The following is a 20,354-nucleotide window of genomic DNA, read 5'->3' on the forward strand; positions in this document are numbered from 1 at the left end:
CCGTTCGCCGTCCGGGTCAGCGCACCCGGCCGTAGCCCGCGATCGACATGATGTCCATGTCCCGCTTGTTGACGTTCCGGCCCGCGCTCGGCGCGTCGATGATCTGGCCGCCGCCCACGTAGAGGGCCACGTGCCCGAGACCGGAGTAGAACACCAGGTCGCCGGGTTGCAGGGAGCCGCGGCTGATCCGGGAGGTGGCGTTCCACTGCATGGCCGCGTTGTGCGGAAGGGACCTGCCGGCGGCCCGCCAGGCCGCGAGGGTCAGACCCGAGCAGTCGTAGCTGCCGGGGCCGTCGTCGCCGTAGCCGTACGGCTTGCCGATCGCGCCGTAGGCGTAGCGCACGGCCACACCGGCGGAGCCGGCGATGGCCGGGGCGCTGCCGGCGGAGCTGGATCGGGCGGGCGCCTCGGTGGCCCGGCCGTACGCCTTGCGGCGCAGCTCGTAGAGGCGGGCCAGGTCCGCCTCGATCTTCTTCTTGCCGGCGGTCAGCTGCCTTGCCTGCGCGGCCTCCCGGGCCAGCGTGGCGTCGAGCCGGGTCTTCTGGTCGATGAGCCGGCGCTGGCTCTCGGTGAAGCCGCTGATGGTCTGCTGCCGCTGGCGGGTCAGCTGGTCCAGGGTGCCGAGCCGGTCCGGCAGCGTGGCCGGCCCGCCCGGCTCCAGCAGGGCCTGCACGGTGCGCATGCCCCCGGTCTTGTACGCCGTCGCGGCGAGGACGCCCACGTCGGCGCGGCTCCGCTCGGCCTGCTCCTGCAACGGGCCGATCCTGGCCTGCAACGTGGCCGCGGTGGCCTTGTTGGCCTTGATCTCCTCGTTGAGCTTGTTGTACGACTCGACGATTCGCTCCAGCTCAGTCGAGGACTTCTCGATCTGCTTCGTCAGCTCGGCGGGGGTGGGCTCGGCCCGAGCCACCGACGCCGGGGCGAGCAGCGTGGCCGAGAGGCCCGCCACCGCCAGCGAGCGCAGCAGGATCCGTAAGGACGACAAGAGCGGAAAGCTCCTCTCCGACTCTCGCCGGCGCGGCGCGTGCCACCCGGCGACACCGGCCCGGGGCCATCCGGGTGGATGGCGGTCGACCGGACCGGCCTGCCCAACCTAACCCGTGACCGGAGTGACGGGGAGTTGAAGCAGGGGCGAAAGTTGGCAAAGTGTCAGGAAGTGCCGCCGGTGCCGTTGACGCTTCGTGACCGTTTCGCGTGCGCGCCGTCGCGGCGCCGGAGTCGGGTGGGCGGATCGCACCAGTAACCCGATTCGTCGTTCTGGGCGGATGTCGCCAGGCATCGCGCCGCCAAAAGCCGACAAAGGTGGGAATCGCTCCCCTTTTCCGGCGCCTGCCAGGTCCGGCTCAGGCGCGTGGCCAGGTAAAACGTGCGGTGCGGTGGCGCGCCCGCAACACAATGAAGCGCGGAGTTCGGGAACCCCGCCATCCGGCAACGCCGACGGCGCGGCGCCCGACCCCGCGAATCCTGGGAGGCCGCCGTGCAGACCGATGGCTCCACCACCCGCCCGCCCCGGTCCCCGGGCGGGGCCTCCGCCACCCTGCTCTACGCCCGGCCCGGCATCGTGGTCACCGGCGAGCGCTTCACCGTGGGCCGCAGAAGCTGGCCGGTCGCCGAGATCACCCAGCTCTGGACCGCCCGCGGGCCGCACGACCGCCTCGCCCTCCGCGCGGTCGCCGTCTCCGCGGCCCTGATCGGCGGTGTCGGCGTGCTGCTCGGCTTCACCGGCGGGCTGCAACGGCTCACCGCGGCCGCGTACCTCACGCTGGGCGCGGTCGGGTTGCTGCCGCTGCTGTTCGTGCTCATCGGGGACCGCTGGCGGCCCCCGTCGTACGAGCTGTGGGGCCGGCTCCGCGGCACCGAGGTGCTGCTGTTCAGCAGCGACAACGAGCGGCAGTTCGGCCAGGTCACCCGGGCCCTGCAACGCGCCCGGGAGGGGGCGCGCCACGGCGGCTGGGCCCCGCCGGCGGCCGAGGCGTGGCGGCCGAACCGCTGACCGGCCGGGTCAGCCGGCCACCGGCTCCGGGGTCCGGGCCGCCTGCTCGGCCGCCATCCAGTGGCTCACCCGGCGCTCGGCGTAGAACGAGACGAACGGCACGGTGCCCGCGAGCATCACGAGCAGCATCCGCTTGAGCGGCCAGTCGGCCCGGCGCGACAGGTCGAAGGTGAGCGCCAGGTAGATCATGTAGAGCCAGCCGTGCGCGGTGCCGACCACGGCCACCACGGTCGGGTTGTCGAAGCCGTACTTCAGCGGCATGCCGATCAGGACCAGCACCACCAGCGCCACGCCCACGATCCAGGCGATCACGCGGTACCGGGTAAGGGCTCCGCCCACCGTCGTCCGTCCTTCCGCACCGGCCTCAGCCGGGATAGTCGCCGGGCCTCGCGCCCGGGTTGGCGTTCAACCATGCAAGGTAGCGGTTGTACGCGGCCAGTTCGCCGTCGTCGGCCCCGCCGGTCGGGGCGACCGGCACCCGGCTGACCCGCACCGGCCGGCGTACCGCCGGGGTGGCCGCGGGCTCGGCGTCGGCGGCCGCCCGAGGTGCCGGGGCGGCCCGCTCCTCGCGCGCCGCCCGCAGCGTGTGCCGCAGCTCACGCCACCAGACGAAGACCACGAAGGCGGCGAACACCGGCCACTCGATCGCGTAACCGAAGCTCAGCGTGTTGCCCCCGGCGGCCCGGGTCACCTGCCACCAGCCCAGCCCGAGAAAGCCCACCACCAGCACGACCATGGCCACGTGGCGAGCGATCCACGCCGGTGTCCAGAGCCGCTTCATGCCATCGAGGGTACCGGGCCCACCCGCCGTCTCCGACGCGGTGTCGTAGCCGGGTCGGGTTTGGTGGCACCCCGGCTGGGCATCCGTCTAGACGCCAGCCCGAACGAGACGAGGGGGCGACGATGACCGAATCAGTACGCCGTGACGCGAGCCCGGAGCAGCGGGTGACCGAGTGGGACGGCGACCACGCGCGCACCCACGAGGTCGACGGTGAGCTGCTCGGGGTGGACCCCGCCGAGCTCGGCGACGAGGACCTGATCCGGGAGATGCAGAGCCTGCACCGGACCCGCCTGGACACCCTCCGGCACGCCACCGACTCGGCGCTCGCCAACCACCTGCGCCGCACCGCCGAGCTGGAGACCGAGTACCTGGCCCGCAACCCGGGCCGGGAGGTCGACCCGAGCCGGCTCCGGGACGCCTGATGAGCAACCACGCCGAGCGCGGCATGTCCGCGCCCCCCGAGGTGGTGTTCAGCACCGCCACCGACCCGGACCGGTCGTCGGCCTGGCTGCCCGAGGAGCTGCGCCGTTCCGGCACCCACCAGGTGGAGGTGGTGGACGCCGAGGACATGCGGGCCCGCTGGAGTTCCGAGTCCGCCGGCTGGTCGGCGGACATCGACGTGGAACCGGCCGACGCCGGCGGCGCCCGGGTCCGGCTCGACCTGAACGGCACCGACCACGGCATGGCCGACGAGATCCTGTCCAACCTCGCCCGCGAGGTGTCCGACAACCTGAACGCCGGCTGAGCCGGTCGCCACGACGAGCAGAGGAGGCCGGGTGACCGGGAGTGGCCTGAAGCAGAAGGTGGCGCGGCTGCGCCAGGCGTACGCGCCGCACGAGTACCGGCCGCTGGGCGGCTACCTGGCGGCCATGGGCACCTACGGCGCCGTCACCGCGTCGCTGGTCGGCCTGGTCAGGGTGACCGGCCGCCCGGTGCCGGAGCGGCCCTCGCCCGCGGACGTGGTGCTGCTGTCCATCGCGACCCACAAGCTGAGCCGGCTGCTCTCCAAGGACGCGATCACCAGCCCGCTCCGCGCGCCGTTCACCCGCTACGACCACCCGATCGGCAGCGGCGAGGTGATGGAGCAGGTGCGCGACCAGGGCAGCCCCACCCGGCACGCCGTCGGCGAGCTGCTGAGCTGCCCGTTCTGCCTGGCGGTCTGGGTCGCCACGGGCCTCACCGGCGGGCTGGTGCTGGCACCCCGGCTGACCCGGCTCGTCGCCACCGCGCTGACCGCGGTGGCCGCCTCCGACTTCCTTCAGATGGGGTACGCGGTGGCCCAGCAGGCGGCCGAGGGCGGGCACCGGAAGGAGTAGGGCGGACGGAAAGGGGGCCGGCGCGCCGCGCCGGCCCCCTTTCCACGTTCGGCCCGCTCAGGTGGGGGTGGTGCCGTGGTCCTCGCCCGCCCAGCCGCGCGACGCCTCCGGCTCCCGCTCGTCCTCGTCCGCCCCGGTGATCACCTCACGGTCCACGGCGGTGCGGTCGTGCTCGTTGGCGAAGTCCGGTTCCGGCAGCGTGTCGGTGCCCTCGGGCGGCTGGCCGAGCGCCGGGGGGTGCTCGTGTTCCTCGTTGCGGTCGGTCATTGCGCTGTCCTCTCCGTCCTCGGGCCGCGTCCGCCGCCGGATGGCTCAGGCCACCGTCCCGCCGAGCAGGTCGGCCGCCTCGTCGACCGCGTACTCGCCCTCGGGCAGCGCGTCGATCCGGGACAGCAGATCGGCGGGGAGTTCGGCGGCCACCGCCCGGCGGTAGATGTCTGCCTGGCTCATCCGCTCCTGGCCACGGAAGATGTCGTCGAGCAGTTCGTCGAGCTGTCGGGTGTCCGGCTGCTCGGTCACGGGCGCGTCGTCGGTCACGCCGACCAGCTACCCGGGCCCGAATCGGTCAAACGTCCCCACCTCCGCTCAAGCGGGGGTGGGGAGGGTGGCCCGGCGGGCGCGGACCGCCTGGGCGAGGTGGTCGAGGACGTCGGCCGTGGTGTCCCAGCCGATGCAGGCGTCGGTCACCGACTTGCCGTACTCCAGCTCGCGGGTGGGGTCGAGGTCCTGGCGGCCGGGCTGGAGGAAGCTCTCCAGCATGATGCCGACGATGCCGCGCTGGCCGGCGGCGAGCTGGGCGGCCACGTCGGCGGCGACCACCGGCTGGTTGCGGTGGTCCTTGCCGCTGTTGGCGTGGCTGGCGTCGATCACCACCCGCTCGGGCAGCCCGGCCGCGCGCAGCAGGTCCAGCGCCCCCGCCACCGACTCCGCGTCGTAGTTGGGCCGGCCACCGCCGCCCCGCAGCACCAGGTGACCGTCGGCGTTGCCCCGGGTGTGCATGATCGCCGGGATGCCGGAGACGTCGATGCCCGGGAAGACGTGCGGCACGCCCGCCGCCCGGATCGCGTCCACCGCCGTGGAGATGCTGCCGTCGGGCCGGTTCTTCATGCCGATCGGCATGGACAGGCCGGAGGCGAGCTGGCGGTGCACCTGGCTCTCCACGGTCCGCGCGCCGATCGCGCCCCAGGCCACCGTGTCGGCGATGTACTGCGGGGTGATCGGGTCGAGGAACTCGCAGCCCACCGGCAGGCCCAGCCGCAGCACGTCGAGCAGGAGCGCCCGGGCCGTGCGCAGGCCGGTGTTCACGTCGCCCGAACCGTCCAGGCCCGGGTCGTTGATCAGGCCCTTCCAGCCCACGGTCGAGCGCGGCTTCTCGAAGTAGACCCGCATCACCACGAGCAGGTCGTCGGCGAGCCGGTCCGCGATCCGGCGCAGCCGGCCCGCGTACTCCAGGGCCGCGGCGGGGTCGTGCACCGAGCAGGGGCCGACCACGACCAGCAGCCGGTCGTCGGCGCGGTCCAGCACCCGGCCGACGGCACGCCGGCCGGCCACCACGGCCTCGGCCAGGGAGTGCTCCAGGGGCAGGTGGTGGTGCAGCAGGGCCGGGGTGGTCAGCGGCACGACACGGTCGATCCGCTGGTCGATGACCCGATGGGCGTCCGGGGTCGTCACGGTGGGGTTCCTTCCGCCGACCGTGCCCGGGGCCGGCGCCCGGGATCGAGCCGGCTGCTCGTACGCGAAAGGGCAGGGAATCATCCCTGCCCGGCCGGCTCGAAGAGGAAGTGACGTCAGCTCATGGTCGAGTCACCGGCTCCTCCAGCCGGCTGCCTAAACCATCGATACGACCGCGTCACGCCCGTCAGCGTACCCGACGGACCGGGCGGGTCCCACCCGCTCGTCGGGTACGGCACGCGCCCGCGGGGGTATGAGGACGGCATGAGCCACGACCAGAGCGACCAGGACCGGATCGAGTCCCGCGCCCACCTGCTGCCCGAGGAGGCGGCGGTGGGCAGCGAGGATCCCGAGGCGCAGGCCGACGCGATCCTCGCCGAATCGGACATCCGGGAGGAGGACCGGAACGCCGCGCCGGACACGGTGCTGGAGCACCGGACCTCCGATCAGACCGTCACCCCCGTCGAGCCTCCCGACTGAGCGGAGGCGCCGCGGGCCCGCCGCGACCCCCGGTAGGTGGTGGCCCGCAACCAGGCCAGCGGGCCGCCCATCCGCACCCCCGGCGGCACGTTCCCGATCGGGTCGAAGGCCAGCGCGGCGTCCTCCCGGGCGCCGCGCCGGCCGTCCAGGCGTACCTCGCCGAACGGCCGCCACGGCCCGACCGCCGAGGCCACCGCCAGCACCAGCCGCGGCCCGTCGTCGCCGGCCACCGCCGGCAGGCCGGCCAGGCCGCGGCCCAGGTCCGGCGAGTCCGGGTCGGCCAGCACCGCCAGGTACAGCCGGCGGCGGCCGGCCCGGAAGGACATGATCGAGCTGTACGTCCCGGTGAAGCCGCGCCGGGGCAGCGGCAGGTGGCGCAGCACCGGCGGGGCGGCGCTGGAACTGGCCAGCAGGTCCACCGGCCGCTCCGGGTCGCGGTGCAGCCGGATGCCGACCCCCAGCACGTCCGGCCAGCTCCCCGGCGTGGGCACGCCCTTCGACAGGCGGACCGTGGCCGGCCACCGGGCCGGCAGGTCGAGCAGCGGCACGCCGGTGGGCGGGCCCGGCGTACCCCAGATCAGGACCTCGGCGGAGAAGGTGCGGCCGGCGGGGTGCAGCAGCCGGCCGCGCCGGAGCCGCGCCAGCGCGGCGGCGGCGCGTTCGACCGCGGACGATGCGGGGGAGGACATGCCGGGCGAGTACCCCGGCGCGCGGCGACGATGCTCCCGGCACGTCACCTTTCCGCCCACGAGATCGGATAGCGTCGTGCCATGCCCGACAGCGGTTACCCCTGGCCGATCGAGACGACCCGACTGGACAACGGTCTGCGCGTGGTGGTGAGCGAGGACCGCACCGCCCCCGCCGTCGCCGTGAACATCTGGTACGACGTGGGTTCCCGCCACGAACCGGCGGGCCAGACCGGCTTCGCCCACCTCTTCGAGCACCTGATGTTCGAGGGCTCGGTCAACGTGGCGAAGACCGAGCACATGCGGCTCATCCAGGGCTCCGGCGGCTCGCTCAACGCCACCACCAACCCGGACCGGACGAACTACTTCGAGACGGTCCCGGCCGAGCACCTGGAGCTGGCGCTCTGGCTGGAGGCCGACCGGATGGGCGGGCTCGTCCCGGCGCTGACCCAGGAGACGCTGGACAACCAGCGGGACGTGGTGAAGAACGAGCGCCGCCAGCGCTACGAGAACGTGCCGTACGGTGACGCGTGGCTGCGGCTGCTGCCGCTGCTCTATCCGCCCGGGCATCCCTACCACCACGCCACGATCGGCTCGATGGCCGACCTGAACGCCGCCGACCTGGCCACCTTTCAGGCCTTCCACCGCACCTACTACGCGCCGAACAACGCAGTGCTCACCGTGGTCGGCGACACCACCGCCGCCGAGGTGTTCGCGTTGGCCGACAAGTACTTCGGCGCCCTGCCGCCGCGGCCGGACATCCCGGCCGCCCCGGACGGGCGGGCCGTCCCGCCCACCGGCCGGCCCGCGGTGGAGACGGTCACCGCCGACGTGCCCGCTCCCCGGGTGTACGTCGCGCACCGCACCCACCCGTTCGGCACCCCCGGATACGACGTGACCACCGTGCTCGCCACCGTGCTGGGCAGCGGCCGGGGCAGCCGGCTCTACCAGCGGCTCGCCGACGGCGAGCGGATCGCCCAGCCCGACCTGGTCGGCGCGTACGGGGTCGACCTGGCGCACGCGCCGGCGCCGCTGATCGCCACCGCCACGGCCCGTCCCGGGGTGTCCGGCGACCGGCTGCGCGAGGGGCTGGCCGAGGTGGTCGACGAGCTGGCCACCGTGCCGGTGACCGCCGCCGAGCTGGACCGGGCGAAGGCGCTGCTGAGCACGATGTGGTGGCGGCAGATGTCCACCGTGGACGGCCGGGCGGACACCCTCGGCCGGTACGCCACCCAGTTCGGTGACCCGGCCAAGGCCGGCGAGCGGCTGCCCGCCTGGCTCGCCGTCACCGCCGAGGAGATCGCCGAGCAGGCCACCGAGCTGCTCGGCGCGGCCGACCGGGCAACCCTCACCTACCTGCCCGAGGAGACCTCATGACGTTGATCGCCGCCCGTCCCGGGCCGGGCGCCGCCCGCCCGTACCGGTTCCCGCAGGTGGTCCGCCGGTCCGCCGCCGGCGGGCAGGTCGTCGCCGCGCACCTGCCCGGACAGAACCTGGCCGTCGCGCTGCTGCTGCTCGACGGCGGCGCCGGCCGGGAGCCGGTCGGCAAGGAGGGGCTCGGCGGGGTGCTGGCCAAGGCGCTGGAGGAGGGCACCGCGCAGCGGGACGCCACCGCGTACGCCCTGGCCATCGAGGCGCTCGGCACCGAGCTGGTGACCGGCCTGGACTGGGACTCGTTCCAGGTCAGCGTGCAGGTGCCGGTGGACCGGCTGGGCGCGGCCGTGGAACTGCTCGCCGAGGCGGTGCGGACGCCGAAGCTCGACCCGGCCGACGTGCGGCGGGTCCGCGACGACGAGGTGACCGCCCTGCGGATGGACTGGGCCAACCCGGGCCCGCGGGCCGACGCCGTGCTGCGCGCCGAGCTGTTCGGCGCGGACAACCGCTGGGGCCGCCCCATGTACGGCGACCCGGAGAGCGTGGCCGGCCTGGACGTGGACGACGTGACCGTCTTCCACTCCGAGTGGTTCATCCGCCCCGGCACGCTGATCGTCGCCGGTGACCTGGACCGGATCGACCTCGACGCGCTCGCCGCGACGGTGTTCACCGGTGCCGGTGGCGCGGCGCCCGACAAGGGCGGCCCGATCGAGGTGACGCTGTCCGACCGGCGGCGGATCATCCTGGTCGACCGTCCCGGCTCGGTGCAGTCCACGCTCCGCCTCGGGCACCCGTCGCCGCACCGCGCCCACCCGGACCACGTGCCGATGACGCTGGCCGGCACGGTGCTCGGCGGGGCCTTCACCTCCCGGCTCAACCACCTGATCCGCGAGGTGCGCGGCTACACGTACGGGATCCGGGGCGACTTCGCCTCGTCCCGCCGGTTCGGCCGGTTCGCCATCAGCTCCGGGGTGCAGACCGCGGTGACCGCGCCGGCCCTGGTCGAGGCGGTCGGCGAGGTGTCGCGTACCCGGTTGACCGGAGTGACCGAGGACGAGCTGGCGGTGGCCCGCTCCTGGCGGGCCGGTCAGCTCTCCGTCGAGCTGCAGAGCCCCCGGGCCATCGCCTCGGCGCTGACCACGCTTGTCGTGCACGACCTGCCGGACGACTACCACGCCCGGCTGCGCGAGGCGCTGCTCGCCGCGACCGTCGAGGAGGTCTCCGCGGCGGCCGCCGCCCACCTGCACCCGGAGTCGCTCACCCTGGTCGTCGAGGGCGACTCGGCGGTGATCCGGGACGAGCTGGTGGCCGCCGGCCTCGGCGACGTGGTCGACCACCGGTCCTGACCCGCCCCCGGCGCGTGGCGGTGCCGGCCGGACACCGCCACGTCCCGGGCCCCGGGATGTGATCCGCGTCGCGTCACGGGGCCGCCGCGCGTCCGGCCGGTGGACGCGGATGCTGCGGCCCGGACCCCGGCCGGCGGTGGATTCTCCACCCGCGGCCCACCCCGGCCGGTGCCGTTGCAGGTCGACGCCCTGATCGCCGAAGGACCCGGCCGGCGGCCGGCGGCCCGCGCGCCGGGAAAGGTTTCCCGCCGCCCCCGTCCGGCTGGGTAGCCTCGCGGGCATGAGGATCGGCATTGTGGGGGCCACCGGCCAGGTCGGTGGCGTGATGCGGCAGGTGCTGGCGGAGCGCGACTTCCCGGCGGAGGAGCTGCGGCTGTTCGCCTCGGCCCGGTCGGCCGGGCGCACGCTGCCCTGGCGCGACGGCGAGGTCACCGTCGAGGACGCGGCCACCGCGGACTACCGCGGCCTGGACATCGTGCTCTTCTCGGCGGGCAAGGGCACCGCGAAGGAGCTGGCCCCTCGGGTCGCCGAGGCCGGCGCGGTCGTCATCGACAACTCCTCGGCGTACCGGATGGACCCCGAGGTGCCGCTGGTGGTCGCCGAGGTCAACCCGCACGCCGTCGCCGACCGGCCCAGGGGCATCGTGGCCAACCCGAACTGCACCACCATGGCCGCCATGCCGGTGCTGCGCCCGCTGCACCGGGAGGCCGAGCTGGTCAGCCTGGTGGTCGCCACCTACCAGGCGGTGTCCGGGGCCGGGCTGGCCGGCGTGGCCGAGCTGGACGAGCAGGTCCGCAAGGTCGCCGAGCACGCCGTCGGGCTCACCTTCGACGGGTCGGCCGTGGAGTTCCCCGCGCCGCGTTCGTTCGCCCGCCCGATCGCCTTCAACGTGCTCCCGCTGGCCGGCTCGATCGTCGACGACGGCTCCTTCGAGACCGACGAGGAGCAGAAGCTGCGCAACGAGAGCCGGAAGATCCTGGAGATCCCCGGGCTCAAGGTCAGCGGCACCTGCGTCCGGGTGCCGGTCTTCACCGGCCACTCGCTCCAGATCAACGCGCGCTTCGCCCGCCCCATCACCCCGGCCCGGGCCCGTGAGCTGCTCGCCGGCGCGCCGGGCGTGGCGTTGTCCGAGGTGCCGACCCCGCTGGAGGCGGCCGGCCAGGACCCGACCTACGTCGGGCGGATCCGGGCCGACGAGACCGTCGAGCACGGCCTCGCCCTGTTCTGCTCGAACGACAACCTGCGCAAGGGCGCGGCCCTCAACGCCGTGCAGATCGCCGAACTCGTCGCCGCGGAAGGGCGCTGAACCGGTGGCGGACGGGCAGGCCCGGCAGGCCTGACCGAGCTGAAGGCTCCACGGGATGCCGCCGCGCGGCTGACCGGCGCCCGCTCCCGGTTACCTCGCCCGCGCCACCGGGTAGACCGCGGTGCCGACACCGAGAGGGGAGCACCATGACAACGGTCGGAGAATTCATGACGACCCGGTTGGTGACGATGGACGGCAGCGACACCCTCACCGCCGCGGCGCAGGAGATGCGTGACAGCGCCATCGGCGACGTGGTGGTGACCGATGGCGACAATGTGGTTGGCATCGTCACGGACCGGGACATCACGGTCCGGGGCGTGGCCGAGAGCCTGGATCCCGACACGACGAAGCTCGACCAGATCACCAGCAAGGACGTGGTGACGGTCAGCCAGTACGACGACGCGGTGGCCGCCGCCGACCTGATGCGCACCTACGGGGTCCGCCGGCTGCCGGTGACCGAGGACGGCCGCCTGATCGGCCTGGTGTCGATGGGTGACCTGGCCGTCGAGCGGGAACCCCAGTCGGTGCTCGCGGACGTCAGCGCCGACGACCCGAACAACTGACCCGTCGGCAACGGTGACGCCCGGCCCCCGGTTCGGGGGCCGGGCGTTCACGCGTCCGGGCTCCCGGCAGGCGACTCACCCGAACCGGGCGAGGTTGGCCCCGTACCCGGCGGGGACCCGTTCTCGGACGTCGGAGGGCCGCCGATCGCGGGAGGAGTCGCCCGATGGATGTGACCACGAGATTCTTCGAGGACCTGGACCGGCGAGAGTTCGAACCGCTGCTGGTCAAGTCCTCCGGGACCCTCCGGTTCGACCTGCACGAGGGGCCGCGGACCACGCACTGGCTGCTGGAGATCGACCACGGCAAGGTCCGGGTCCGCCAGGAGGACCAGGAGGCCGACACCGTGGTCGGCACCGAGCCGCGGCTCTTCGAGGAGCTGGTCACCGGCGAGGAGAACACGATCGCCGCGCTGCTGCGGGGGGACATGACGGTCTCCGGCGACCTGCGCCTCGTGTTGCAGGTCGAACGGATCTTCCCCGGCCCGGCGGAGTCACGGGGGCCGCACCACGCGTTCCAGAGGAGGACTGCCTGATGGCCGCGAGCAACACCATCCGGATCCTGGACGGCAACACGTTCGTGGTCTCCGAGGACACCGGAGACATCGAGGCCACGCCGAGCGAGCCGACGGGCCTCTTCTCCCTCGACATGAGATTCCTGTCGAAGTGGGTGCTGACCGTCAACGGCGAGCGGCTCAACGCGCTCTCCTACGACGACCTCCAGTACTACGAGGCCCGCTTCTTCCTGGTGCCGGGGATGGCCACCCACTACATCGACGCCAAGCTGTCGATCATCCGGGAGCGGGCGGTGGGCGGCAGCTTCCGGGAGTCGCTGACCATCCTCAACCACGACGAGAAGGCCGTGGACCTGGAGCTCCGGATGGACGCCGGCGCCGACTTCGCCGACCTGTTCCAGGTCAAGGACGAGATCCTGAACAAGAAGGGCGAGACGTACGCCGAGGCGGAGGCCGACAAGCTCCGGCTCGGCTACCGGCGTGGCAACTTCCGGCGCGAGACCGTCATCTCCGCCTCCCGGCCGGCCCGCTACGACCGCAACGGCTTCGCCTGGACCATCCACCTCGAACCGAACGAGCAGTGGGACACCGCCATCGACGTGCAGACCTACGCCGTCGGGCCGGGCGGCCGGGACCTGCGGATGGGGCTGCGGGCGCACGGCACCGAGCGGCTGGCCCTCCAGCACGACCTCGAACAGTGGATCGCCAAGGCGCCGAAGGTGAACAGCGAGCACGGCCGCGTGTCCTCGACGTACCGGCGCAGCCTCATCGATCTGGCCGCGCTGCGGTTCTCGCCGCTCTCGCTCGGCGGGCAGACCCTCCCGGCCGCCGGCCTGCCCTGGTTCATGACCATGTTCGGCCGGGACAGCATCCTCACCTGCCTCCAGGTGCTGCCGTTCGCACCGGAGATGTCGAAGACCACGCTGCGCATCCTGGCGGCCCTTCAGGGCACCCGGTTCGACGACTTCCGCGACGAGGACCCGGGCCGGATCCTGCACGAGATGCGCTACGGCGAGACCGCCGCCTTCGAGGAACAGCCGCACTCGCCGTACTACGGCTCGGTGGACGCCACGCCGCTGTTCATCGTGCTGCTCGACGAGTACGAGAAGTGGAGCGGCGACGTCCCGCTGGTCATGGAGCTGGAACGGGAGTGCCGGGCCGCGCTGAAGTGGATCGACGAGTACGCCGACCTGGTCGGCAACGGCTACATCTGGTACGAGCGGCGCAACAACGACACCGGCCTGGAGAACCAGTGCTGGAAGGACTCGTGGGACTCCCTCTCGTACTCCGACGGCACGCTGCCGCCGTTCCCCCGCGCCACCTGTGAGGTGCAGGGGTACGCGTACGACGCGAAGATGCGGGCCGCCCGGCTGGCCCGGGAGTTCTGGGGCGACCCGGGGTACGCCGACCAGTTGGAGCGCGAGGCCGCGGAGCTGAAGGAGCGGTTCAACCGGGACTGGTGGGTGGCCGACGGCGGCTTCTACGCCCTGGGGCTGGACCCGAACGGCCGCCAGTGCGACGTGCTCAGCTCCAACATCGGCCATCTCCTGTGGAGCGGCATCGTGCAGGAGGACCGGGCGGCGCAGATCGCCGAGCACCTGGTCGGCCCGCGGCTGTTCTCCGGCTGGGGGGTGCGCACGCTGGCCGAGGGCGAGGTGCGCTACAACCCGATCGGCTACCACAACGGCACGATCTGGCCGTTCGACAACTCGTTCATCGCCTGGGGCCTGCGCCGGTACGGCTTCGCCGAGGAGGCCGCCACCATCGCGAGCGGCATCCTGGACGCGGCGCGCTACTTCGACGGGCGGCTGCCGGAGGCGTTCGGCGGCTACCAGCGGGAGCTGACCAAGTTCCCGGTGGAGTATCCGACGGCGTGCAGCCCGCAGGCCTGGTCGACCGGCGCTCCGCTGCTGCTGATCCGGACCATGCTGGGGCTGGAACCGCACGAGGGGCACCTCGCGGTGGACCCGCGGCTGCCGGTCGGCATGGGGCGGATCGAGGTGCTGGACATCCCGGGCCGGTGGGGCCGGGTGGACGCCTTCGCCCGGGGCCGGCTGGAACTGGAACACCAGACCGCCTCCTGACGCGCGGGATCGGCTCCCGCCGGCCGTTCGGCCGGCGGGAGCCGTCTCGGCTCAGTGGCCGGGCAGCAGCGTGTCGCCGTGCGCCTCACTCCGGGGGAGCAGGCAGAACTCGTTGCCCTCCGGGTCGGCCAGCACCGTCCACCGGGGCAGCTCGCGGACGACTGTCGCGCCCGCCTCCAGCACCGCGGCCCGCTCCTCCGCGTCGCCGACCAGGTCCAGGTGGATGCGGCCGGCGCCGGGCAGGTCGTCGACCGGGCTGATCCAGACGTCCGGCCGCCGGCCGGCGGGGTCGCGCAGCAGCACCGACTCGTCCGGCTCCAGCGACCGGCCGGCGAGCTTCGCCCGATCCTCCTCGACCACCGGCAACCCGGTCACCGTGCTCCAGAACGGGGCGAGCAGGTAGGGGTCGCGGCAGTGGATGACGATCGCGGTGAGATCGGGCATGCCCTGCACCGTAGTCGGCTCAGGCCGGCGGCAGGACGCTGTCCAGGAACGCGGCGGTGACCGCCCGGATGTCGGGGCGGGCCAGGTCCAGCTCGTGGCCGCCGTGGGTGAGCCAGAGGTGCGCGGGGTGGCCGGCGGCGAGCAGCCGGCCGGCCAGCCCGACCGACTGGACGGCCGGCACCGCGGCGTCGTCGCGGCCCTGCACCAGCAGCACCGGCACGCCGGAACCCAGATGGCTGGCCACGGTGGCGTCGGCGGTCGCCGGGTCGCCCTCGGCCGGCGGGTGACCGAGCAGGCCCGCCCACGGGTCGTCGTGCCGGCGACGCCGCCGCCACTCCGGGTCGAGCGGGTCGACCGGCGCCCAGTAGGCCAGGACCCCCCGGACGTCGCCCGGCCGGTCCACCCCGCGCAGGCCCAGGTGCAGGGCCAGCATCGCGCCGGCCGAGTCGCCGCCGACCAGCAGCGGCAGCCCGCCGGCCGCCGCGCGGGCCGCCCGCGCGGCGGCGCGTACGTCGTCGAGCTGGGCCGGCCAGTGGGCCTCGGCCGCGAAGCGGTAGGTCGCCGGCACCACCCGGAGCCCGAGCGGGGCCAGCGCGGTCCCGTCCTCGTCGGAGCGGCCCCGCCACCCGCCGCCGTGGATCCAGAGCAGTACGCCGCGATCGGTCATCCGGCCATCCTGGCCCCTGTGCCCCCGCCGCGGCGAGCCGCTCTGCCGGTGGCAGAGCGAGGCGACTCTCGCCCCTACGGTCGCGTAACCTACCCGGGGTAAAGTTGGTGGATGTCGGAACTCGTGTACCCGCCCGTGATCCTCGCCGCCAAGACGATGTTCCGCGCTCTCGACCTGCGCCTGCGTGTCGAGGGCGGCCACCACGTGCCGCGTACCGGCGGCGCGGTGCTGGCCTCGAACCATGTGAGCTACCTCGACTTCATCTTCTGCGGGTACGGCGCGCACGAGTCCGGCCGGCTGGTCCGGTTCATGGCCAAGGACTCGGTCTTCCGGCACAAGGTCTCCGGCCCCCTCATGCGGGGCATGAAGCACATCCCGGTGAACCGGGCCGCCGGCGCCGGCTCGTACGCCTCGGCGGTGAGCGCACTGCGCCGCGGCGAGGTGGTCGGCCTCTTCCCGGAGGCGACGATCAGCCGCTCCTTCACCGTCAAGGACCTCAAGAACGGGGCGGCCCGGATGGCCCAGGAGGCCGCCGTGCCACTGCTGCCCGTCGCGCTCTGGGGCACCCAGCGGCTGTGGACCAAGGGCCGGCCGCGCACCCTCACCCGCCGGCACACCCCGATCACCATCCTGGTGGGCGAGCCGATCGACCCGGCCGATCACACGGACGGCAACGCCCTGACCGCCGAGCTGCGCACCCGCCTCACCGCGCTGGTCGACCGGGCCCAGCGGGAATATCCGGACCAGCCCGCCGGCCCGGACGACGCCTGGTGGCAGCCGGCCCACCTGGGCGGCACCGCGCCCACCCCGGAGCGGGCCGCTGAGCTGGACCGTCCGGGTCGCCGGACCGCCGCCTCCTGACCCGCGCCGGGGCGGCCGGCACGTCGCCGGACCGGCCGGCACGTCGCCGGGCCGGTCCGCGTCCGGGCCTGACGGTGTCCGCCGGCCGCACCGACCCGGCCGCGCCCCGGCTGGCCGGCTGAGCGCCGGTCAGCAGGCCGAACCGGGGCGGTCCCGCGCCGGGACGTCCTGGCGGGGCCAGGCCGGCGGGTCCGCCATGGCCGGGCGGTAGTAGTCGTCCCGGGACAGGAACTCGACCGGCAGCGAACCCGGCAGGGTCACCGCACCCCGGGTCGGGCCGGGCGTCGGGCTCATCCGGACCGCCAGGGTGTCCCGCTCCGGCGGGGAGAGGTCGACCAGCTCCGGCCGGGCCAGCCGGAACGCGGCCACCGAGCGGCGTACCTGCCGGGCCAGCGCGGCGACCAGGTCGAGCGGGCCGGCGAGCGCCAGCGCCGGCTGCCGGATGGTGCGCAACGCGTCGCAGACCACCCGCAGCTCGCCGGTGCCGTCGGGGCTCTCGGCCAGCTCCAGCCGGGACGGCCACTGCCACCGGATCTGGCCGCTGACCAGGCGGGACAGCCGGACCGGGCGCCGGTGCCGGGCGTCCTGCCGGCCGTCCCGCCCGGAGACCAGGGACAGCTCGGAGCCGGTGCAGACGTACGCGAGCCGCCGGTCGGTCACGGTGACCGCCGCCGGGTCGGGCAGCGCCCAGGACCGGAGGTCGTCGCTGGGGCCGAGCAGGTGACCGGCCACCCGCAGCCGGTGCTGCCCCAGCAGTTGTTCGCCCGGCTCGGGGAGCAGCGCGTGGCGCCGGTCGAGCAGGGGACGGGTGGGGTCGTCATCCGCGTCGAAGCGGTGGGGCCCGATGAAGAAGGGCGCGGCGTCCTCCTGCACGGTCAGGACCTCCCGGTGGCGGTTGGCGATACGTCGAGCCTGGCCCACCCGGGGGTGGCTGTCATGACACCCGTTAGGGGGTCGGCCGGTCGGCCGACGCCTGTGACCGGTAGATGCCGATATCTTCCGGCCGGACGAGGCCGTCCTCGATCGCCCGGGCGAGCAGGGCCGCCTTGGTGGCCGCTGGGCGCCCCGCCCGGGTGTACTTGATCCGCGCCCGGTCCACGTACTGCTTCACGGTGTGCTCGCTGATCCGCATCCGGCGCGCCACCGACGCCTTCGACATCGACTGGAACCACAGCAGCAGCGCCTCCCGCTCCTTGTCCGACAGGGCCGGCCGGTCCGGGCGCGGATCGCCCACGATCGCCCCGGCCAGCGCCGGCGGCACGTACGGGCGGTCGCTGGCCGCGGCCAGCACGGTCGCCACGCAGTGCTCCCGGCCCTCGTGCTTGGCCAGGAACGCCACCGCGCCGGCGTCCAGCGCGGCCAGCATCGTCTCCGGGTCGGTGTGCTCGGAGTAGACCACCACCCGGCGGCCCGCGGCGCTCAGCTCGGCGAGCTTGTCGAGCACCATCCGCCCGTGCAGCCGCAGGTCCAGCAGGACCACCGTGGCCTCCGGAGCCGCCCGCAGCACCACGTCCGGGTCGTCCCCGGTGGCCAGCACGCGCAGCCGCGGCTCGCCGGCCAGCCAGGCCCGTACCCCGTCGATCACGACCGGATGGTCGTCCACGATCGCCACGCCCACCGGCGGCCCGCCGGTCACGTCCTCCGCCATCGCGTCTGCGTCCATCTGATCTCCCCGTCCCGCTCGTGCAGGTGTTCCACCGGCCCGTCTCCGCCCCCGCCGGGCGGGCCGGTCGCGTCCGGCCCGTCGTGGTCGGGGGTGACGAGACTGACCACCACCTCGTCCGGCCCGGCCACCACGGTCAGCCGGGCCCAACCCCGGGCGCCGGCGAGCGCCGCCGTCGCCGGGTCGGCCAGCCGCCGGCGGACCTCGACGGGCAGCTCCGGCGGCGCCCCGACGGCGACCAGCTCGATCGGCAGGCCGTTCCGTTCCGCCAGGTCCGCGGCGGCGCGCAGCTCGTGCAGCAGGGGATCCGGCACGTCGTCCGACTCGGCGATCAACCGGCGCAACCGGCCCGCCGCCAGCACGGCGCGGCGGCGTACCGCCGGGTCGGCCGGGTCGGCGTCGCCGGCCGCGAGGGCGACCAGCACCTCCTCGGCGGTGCCGCCGGCCAGAGCCAGGCGCGCCTGCCGCTCCCGCTGGGCCCGTTCTGCCGCGTCCCGCTCCGCCACCACGGCCAGGGCCGACGCGGCGGTGGAGGCACGGTCCCGGGCCAGCGCGGCGATCCCCGCCGCCCCGACGAAGACCGCCACCGGCAGCGACGAGGTGCCGTAGACGTACATCGCGTAGCGGCTGAGGTCGGCCGGGGCGGTCGCGCCGTGCAGGACCACCGCGACCAGGGCGATCGCCGCGTGCGCGCCGAGCAGCGCGAGCAGCCAGCCCACCGGGCGCCGCCAGAGCACCAGCAGGAAGAACCACGCGAGCCCACTCCACACCCAGTTGCCCGTGCTGAACAACTGCCGCTCACCGGCCGCCGCGAAGACCACCCCGTCGACGACCAGCAGCGCCACCGCCAGCAGCCGGGCCGGCGGCAGCCCGCCGCGCAGCAGGCGTACGCCGGACGCGATGCCGATCGCCGCGGTCACCAGCCAGCCCGCGGCGACCACCGGCGGGGCGGCCAGCCGGGACCACGAGTCGAGCAGCGCCGGCAGCCCGATCGTCAGGTGCCAGGCCAGCGCGATGAGCACCGCCGCGATCCGGGCGCCCCGGTCCGAGGCGTCGCCCACCGCGTGCGCCGCGGTCGCGGCCGCCCCCGGCCCGGCGCGCTCCGGCGCCCGCTGCCGCACGAGCGCCGGGACCGCCGTGCCGGTCCCGACCGCTCCGGACTCAGTGGACACCGGACCACTCCAGCCGGATCCGGGTGCCGGCGCCAGGGGCGGAGGTGACGACCGCGCGGCCGCCCACCGAGGCCATCCGGCCGTGGATCGACTCGCGCAGCCCGTACCGGTGGGCCGGGACGGCGGCCGGGTCGAAGCCCGGGCCGTCGTCGGCCACCTCGACCACGACGGCCTCCGCGTCCCCGCTCAGGCGCAGCGTGGTGGCGGCGCCCGGCGCGTGCCGGACCACGTTCGCCAGCGCGGCGGCGGCGCTGTCGGCGAGCGCCGCGGCGATCGTCGCGGGCACCCGGCACGCCGGGAGCGTCGCGTCCACGGCCAGCTCGGGCAGCCGGGCCAGGACCTCCCGCAGGCGCTCGTCGAGGGCCACCGCGCCGGCCGGCGTGGCGCGCGCGTCGGCCAGGGCGGTGAGGGTACGCAGATCCGCCGCGCACCGCTCGCGCAACGCGGCCGACGGGCCGGTCACCGCGCCGAGCCCGACCATGGTCAACGTGGCGAGCACGGTGTCGTGCAGGTCCCGGTTCTGCCGCCGCTCGGCCTCCCGGGCGGCCCGCCCCACCAGGGCCTCCCGCGACAGCCGCTGGTAGTCCGCGAAGGCGGCGTCGGCGCGCCCGATTCGGCGGCGCATCACCGCGGTCATCACCGCCGTGCAGCCGGTCTGGACCAGCAGCGTCCCGGCGTGCGCACGCGCCTCGACCGGGTTGCCGGCGAGCGAGGCGCCGGTCGCGTAGCCGGCGGTGACCAGCAGCCCGGCCGGAACCGACCAGCGGGCCGGGGCGGTGGCCTGCGCGTTGATCACGGTCGTGCTGGCCAGCACCGCCATCCAGCTCCCCTCGCCGGGCAGCACCTCCGGCGCGACCAGCCAGGGAATCGCCAGCCCGGCCGCGGTGGTCAGCGCCACGTCGCCGGCCACCAGGGCGCCGGTGAACCCGTAGCGCAGCGAGCGGACGGCGTACCAGACGGACCAGGCGGTGAGCGCGGCGATCGTCGGGACGAGCAGGGACACCCGGACCGGCGGGGTGCGCACGGTCAGCGCGACCACCGCGGCGACGAGCCCGCAGGTGAGCCGGAGCAGCGCCGGCAGGGTCGTGAAGATCAGGGTGAACGCGCCGCCCGCCGGCCGGTCCAGCGGGGACGGCGGCAGGGTCGTGGCGGCTACGACCGGCATCGGGGGAGGTGTCCTTCCGGCAGCGACCCGGTCGGGTCCGCACGGTAGATCGACGCCGGAGAATAACACGCCTGGCGGGAGCTGGTCACCCTCGGTACGCGGCGCGTCGCTTTCCGATCCCGCGGGGTTCCGGAGGGCGGGTGTCGGGCCCGACCAGCCGCCGCGCCGACCGGTCCCGCCGTCAGCCCGGGCCCGCTGCCCGCTCCTGCCGGGCCGAAGCCTCCACCGCGGCATCGCCGAACGCCCGGATCTGGGAGCTGGTGGCGTCGA

At 74.6% G+C, this 20,354-nt stretch carries 25 protein-coding genes; 12 read left to right on the top strand and 13 right to left on the bottom strand.

Annotated features, from left to right (window positions below):
- Positions 1-16: 16 nt before the first annotated feature.
- Positions 17-985, bottom strand: a complete 969-nt coding sequence (locus ACZ6PY_RS27765; RefSeq protein WP_466077323.1) for a C40 family peptidase — start codon at positions 983-985, stop codon at positions 17-19.
- A 492-nt stretch (positions 986-1,477) separates the two neighbouring features.
- On the opposite strand from ACZ6PY_RS27765, the gene ACZ6PY_RS27770 reads away from it, so the two are divergent.
- Positions 1,478-1,993 (top strand): DUF6232 family protein, encoded by a 516-nt coding sequence (locus ACZ6PY_RS27770; protein WP_466077326.1) that lies wholly within the window; start codon positions 1,478-1,480, stop codon positions 1,991-1,993.
- A gap of 9 nt (positions 1,994-2,002) precedes the next feature.
- Here the strand turns inward: ACZ6PY_RS27770 and ACZ6PY_RS27775 are convergent, their stop codons facing one another.
- Positions 2,003-2,332 carry a DUF3817 domain-containing protein gene (locus ACZ6PY_RS27775; protein WP_466077329.1) on the bottom strand — a complete coding sequence of 110 codons (330 nt, stop codon included), beginning with the start codon at positions 2,330-2,332 and terminating at the stop codon, positions 2,003-2,005.
- 25 nt (positions 2,333-2,357) lie between these two features.
- Positions 2,358-2,774, bottom strand: coding sequence for a hypothetical protein (locus tag ACZ6PY_RS27780; protein ID WP_466077332.1), 417 nt, complete (start codon positions 2,772-2,774; stop codon positions 2,358-2,360).
- A gap of 122 nt (positions 2,775-2,896) precedes the next feature.
- Between ACZ6PY_RS27780 and ACZ6PY_RS27785 the strand changes: the two genes are divergently transcribed.
- Genes ACZ6PY_RS27785 through ACZ6PY_RS27795 form a run of 3 tightly spaced genes read left to right on the top strand, consistent with a single transcriptional unit; the run spans position 2,897 to position 4,090 of the window.
- A complete protein-coding gene (locus ACZ6PY_RS27785) occupies positions 2,897-3,196 on the top strand; it encodes a DUF6158 family protein (RefSeq protein ID WP_313718536.1) in 300 nt (99 codons plus the stop codon).
- Positions 3,196-3,519, top strand: coding sequence for a hypothetical protein (locus tag ACZ6PY_RS27790; protein WP_466077335.1), 324 nt, complete (start codon positions 3,196-3,198; stop codon positions 3,517-3,519). Before ACZ6PY_RS27785 ends, ACZ6PY_RS27790 begins: the two co-directional genes overlap by 1 nt.
- 31 nt (positions 3,520-3,550) lie before the next feature.
- Complete coding sequence (locus tag ACZ6PY_RS27795) at positions 3,551-4,090, top strand: DUF1360 domain-containing protein (RefSeq protein WP_466077338.1); 540 nt, start codon at positions 3,551-3,553, stop codon at positions 4,088-4,090.
- A gap of 57 nt (positions 4,091-4,147) precedes the next feature.
- Here ACZ6PY_RS27795 and ACZ6PY_RS27800 read toward each other — a convergent pair whose 3' ends face one another.
- Genes ACZ6PY_RS27800 through ACZ6PY_RS27810 form a run of 3 tightly spaced genes read right to left on the bottom strand, consistent with a single transcriptional unit; the run spans position 4,148 to position 5,761 of the window.
- Positions 4,148-4,357, bottom strand: a complete 210-nt coding sequence (locus tag ACZ6PY_RS27800) for a hypothetical protein (RefSeq protein WP_466077341.1) — start codon at positions 4,355-4,357, stop codon at positions 4,148-4,150.
- Positions 4,358-4,402: 45 nt separating this feature from the next.
- Positions 4,403-4,636, bottom strand: coding sequence for a hypothetical protein (locus ACZ6PY_RS27805; RefSeq protein ID WP_466077574.1), 234 nt, complete (start codon positions 4,634-4,636; stop codon positions 4,403-4,405).
- A gap of 39 nt (positions 4,637-4,675) precedes the next feature.
- Entirely contained in the window at positions 4,676-5,761 is a 1,086-nt protein-coding gene (locus ACZ6PY_RS27810) for a 3-deoxy-7-phosphoheptulonate synthase (protein ID WP_466077344.1), read from the bottom strand.
- Between the two features lie 264 nt (positions 5,762-6,025).
- Here ACZ6PY_RS27810 and ACZ6PY_RS27815 point away from each other — a divergent pair, with 264 nt between their 5' ends.
- Positions 6,026-6,241, top strand: a complete 216-nt coding sequence (locus tag ACZ6PY_RS27815) for a hypothetical protein (RefSeq protein WP_466077347.1) — start codon at positions 6,026-6,028, stop codon at positions 6,239-6,241.
- On the opposite strand, the gene ACZ6PY_RS27820 is transcribed toward ACZ6PY_RS27815, so the two are convergent.
- Positions 6,208-6,930 carry a phosphodiesterase gene (locus ACZ6PY_RS27820; RefSeq protein WP_466077350.1) on the bottom strand — a complete coding sequence of 241 codons (723 nt, stop codon included), beginning with the start codon at positions 6,928-6,930 and terminating at the stop codon, positions 6,208-6,210. The two genes, ACZ6PY_RS27815 and ACZ6PY_RS27820, sit on opposite strands and share 34 nt — an antisense overlap.
- A gap of 81 nt (positions 6,931-7,011) precedes the next feature.
- Here ACZ6PY_RS27820 and ACZ6PY_RS27825 point away from each other — a divergent pair, with 81 nt between their 5' ends.
- From ACZ6PY_RS27825 to ACZ6PY_RS27850, 6 genes are all read left to right on the top strand, one after another.
- The gene (locus ACZ6PY_RS27825; RefSeq protein WP_466077354.1) at positions 7,012-8,304 is read left to right on the top strand and encodes a M16 family metallopeptidase; all 1,293 of its coding nucleotides are present in this window, start codon (positions 7,012-7,014) and stop codon (positions 8,302-8,304) included.
- Entirely contained in the window at positions 8,301-9,647 is a 1,347-nt protein-coding gene (locus tag ACZ6PY_RS27830) for a M16 family metallopeptidase (protein WP_262284658.1), read from the top strand. Before ACZ6PY_RS27825 ends, ACZ6PY_RS27830 begins: the two co-directional genes overlap by 4 nt.
- Positions 9,648-9,927: 280 nt before the next feature.
- Complete coding sequence (locus tag ACZ6PY_RS27835) at positions 9,928-10,953, top strand: aspartate-semialdehyde dehydrogenase (protein WP_466077358.1); 1,026 nt, start codon at positions 9,928-9,930, stop codon at positions 10,951-10,953.
- A 146-nt stretch (positions 10,954-11,099) separates the two neighbouring features.
- Positions 11,100-11,516, top strand: a complete 417-nt coding sequence (locus ACZ6PY_RS27840; RefSeq protein WP_466077361.1) for a CBS domain-containing protein — start codon at positions 11,100-11,102, stop codon at positions 11,514-11,516.
- A 164-nt stretch (positions 11,517-11,680) separates the two neighbouring features.
- Positions 11,681-12,049 (top strand): SCP2 sterol-binding domain-containing protein, encoded by a 369-nt coding sequence (locus ACZ6PY_RS27845; protein ID WP_466077366.1) that lies wholly within the window; start codon positions 11,681-11,683, stop codon positions 12,047-12,049.
- The gene (locus tag ACZ6PY_RS27850; RefSeq protein WP_466077371.1) at positions 12,049-14,112 is read left to right on the top strand and encodes an amylo-alpha-1,6-glucosidase; all 2,064 of its coding nucleotides are present in this window, start codon (positions 12,049-12,051) and stop codon (positions 14,110-14,112) included. Before ACZ6PY_RS27845 ends, ACZ6PY_RS27850 begins: the two co-directional genes overlap by 1 nt.
- Positions 14,113-14,163: 51 nt before the next feature.
- On the opposite strand, the gene ACZ6PY_RS27855 is transcribed toward ACZ6PY_RS27850, so the two are convergent.
- Positions 14,164-14,556 carry a VOC family protein gene (locus ACZ6PY_RS27855; protein WP_466077374.1) on the bottom strand — a complete coding sequence of 131 codons (393 nt, stop codon included), beginning with the start codon at positions 14,554-14,556 and terminating at the stop codon, positions 14,164-14,166.
- Positions 14,557-14,575: 19 nt separating this feature from the next.
- Positions 14,576-15,223 (bottom strand): alpha/beta hydrolase, encoded by a 648-nt coding sequence (locus tag ACZ6PY_RS27860; protein WP_466077376.1) that lies wholly within the window; start codon positions 15,221-15,223, stop codon positions 14,576-14,578.
- A 111-nt stretch (positions 15,224-15,334) separates the two neighbouring features.
- Between ACZ6PY_RS27860 and ACZ6PY_RS27865 the strand changes: the two genes are divergently transcribed.
- Positions 15,335-16,084, top strand: a complete 750-nt coding sequence (locus ACZ6PY_RS27865) for a lysophospholipid acyltransferase family protein (RefSeq protein WP_466077379.1) — start codon at positions 15,335-15,337, stop codon at positions 16,082-16,084.
- Between the two features lie 129 nt (positions 16,085-16,213).
- On the opposite strand, the gene ACZ6PY_RS27870 is transcribed toward ACZ6PY_RS27865, so the two are convergent.
- The 4 genes from ACZ6PY_RS27870 to ACZ6PY_RS27885 all read right to left on the bottom strand — a co-directional run bounded on the left by ACZ6PY_RS27870 (position 16,214) and on the right by ACZ6PY_RS27885 (position 20,084).
- Positions 16,214-16,957: a hypothetical protein gene (locus tag ACZ6PY_RS27870; RefSeq protein WP_466077382.1), complete on the bottom strand. Its 744-nt coding sequence runs from the start codon at positions 16,955-16,957 to the stop codon at positions 16,214-16,216.
- Positions 16,958-17,030: 73 nt separating this feature from the next.
- Positions 17,031-17,747 carry a response regulator transcription factor gene (locus tag ACZ6PY_RS27875; protein ID WP_466077385.1) on the bottom strand — a complete coding sequence of 239 codons (717 nt, stop codon included), beginning with the start codon at positions 17,745-17,747 and terminating at the stop codon, positions 17,031-17,033.
- Entirely contained in the window at positions 17,717-18,919 is a 1,203-nt protein-coding gene (locus ACZ6PY_RS27880; protein WP_466077388.1) for a hypothetical protein, read from the bottom strand. Before ACZ6PY_RS27880 ends, ACZ6PY_RS27875 begins: the two co-directional genes overlap by 31 nt.
- Positions 18,909-20,084 (bottom strand): sensor histidine kinase, encoded by a 1,176-nt coding sequence (locus ACZ6PY_RS27885; RefSeq protein WP_466077391.1) that lies wholly within the window; start codon positions 20,082-20,084, stop codon positions 18,909-18,911. Before ACZ6PY_RS27885 ends, ACZ6PY_RS27880 begins: the two co-directional genes overlap by 11 nt.
- Positions 20,085-20,354 lie beyond the last annotated feature (270 nt).

The organism is Micromonospora sp. NPDC048907 (genome assembly GCF_055586885.1).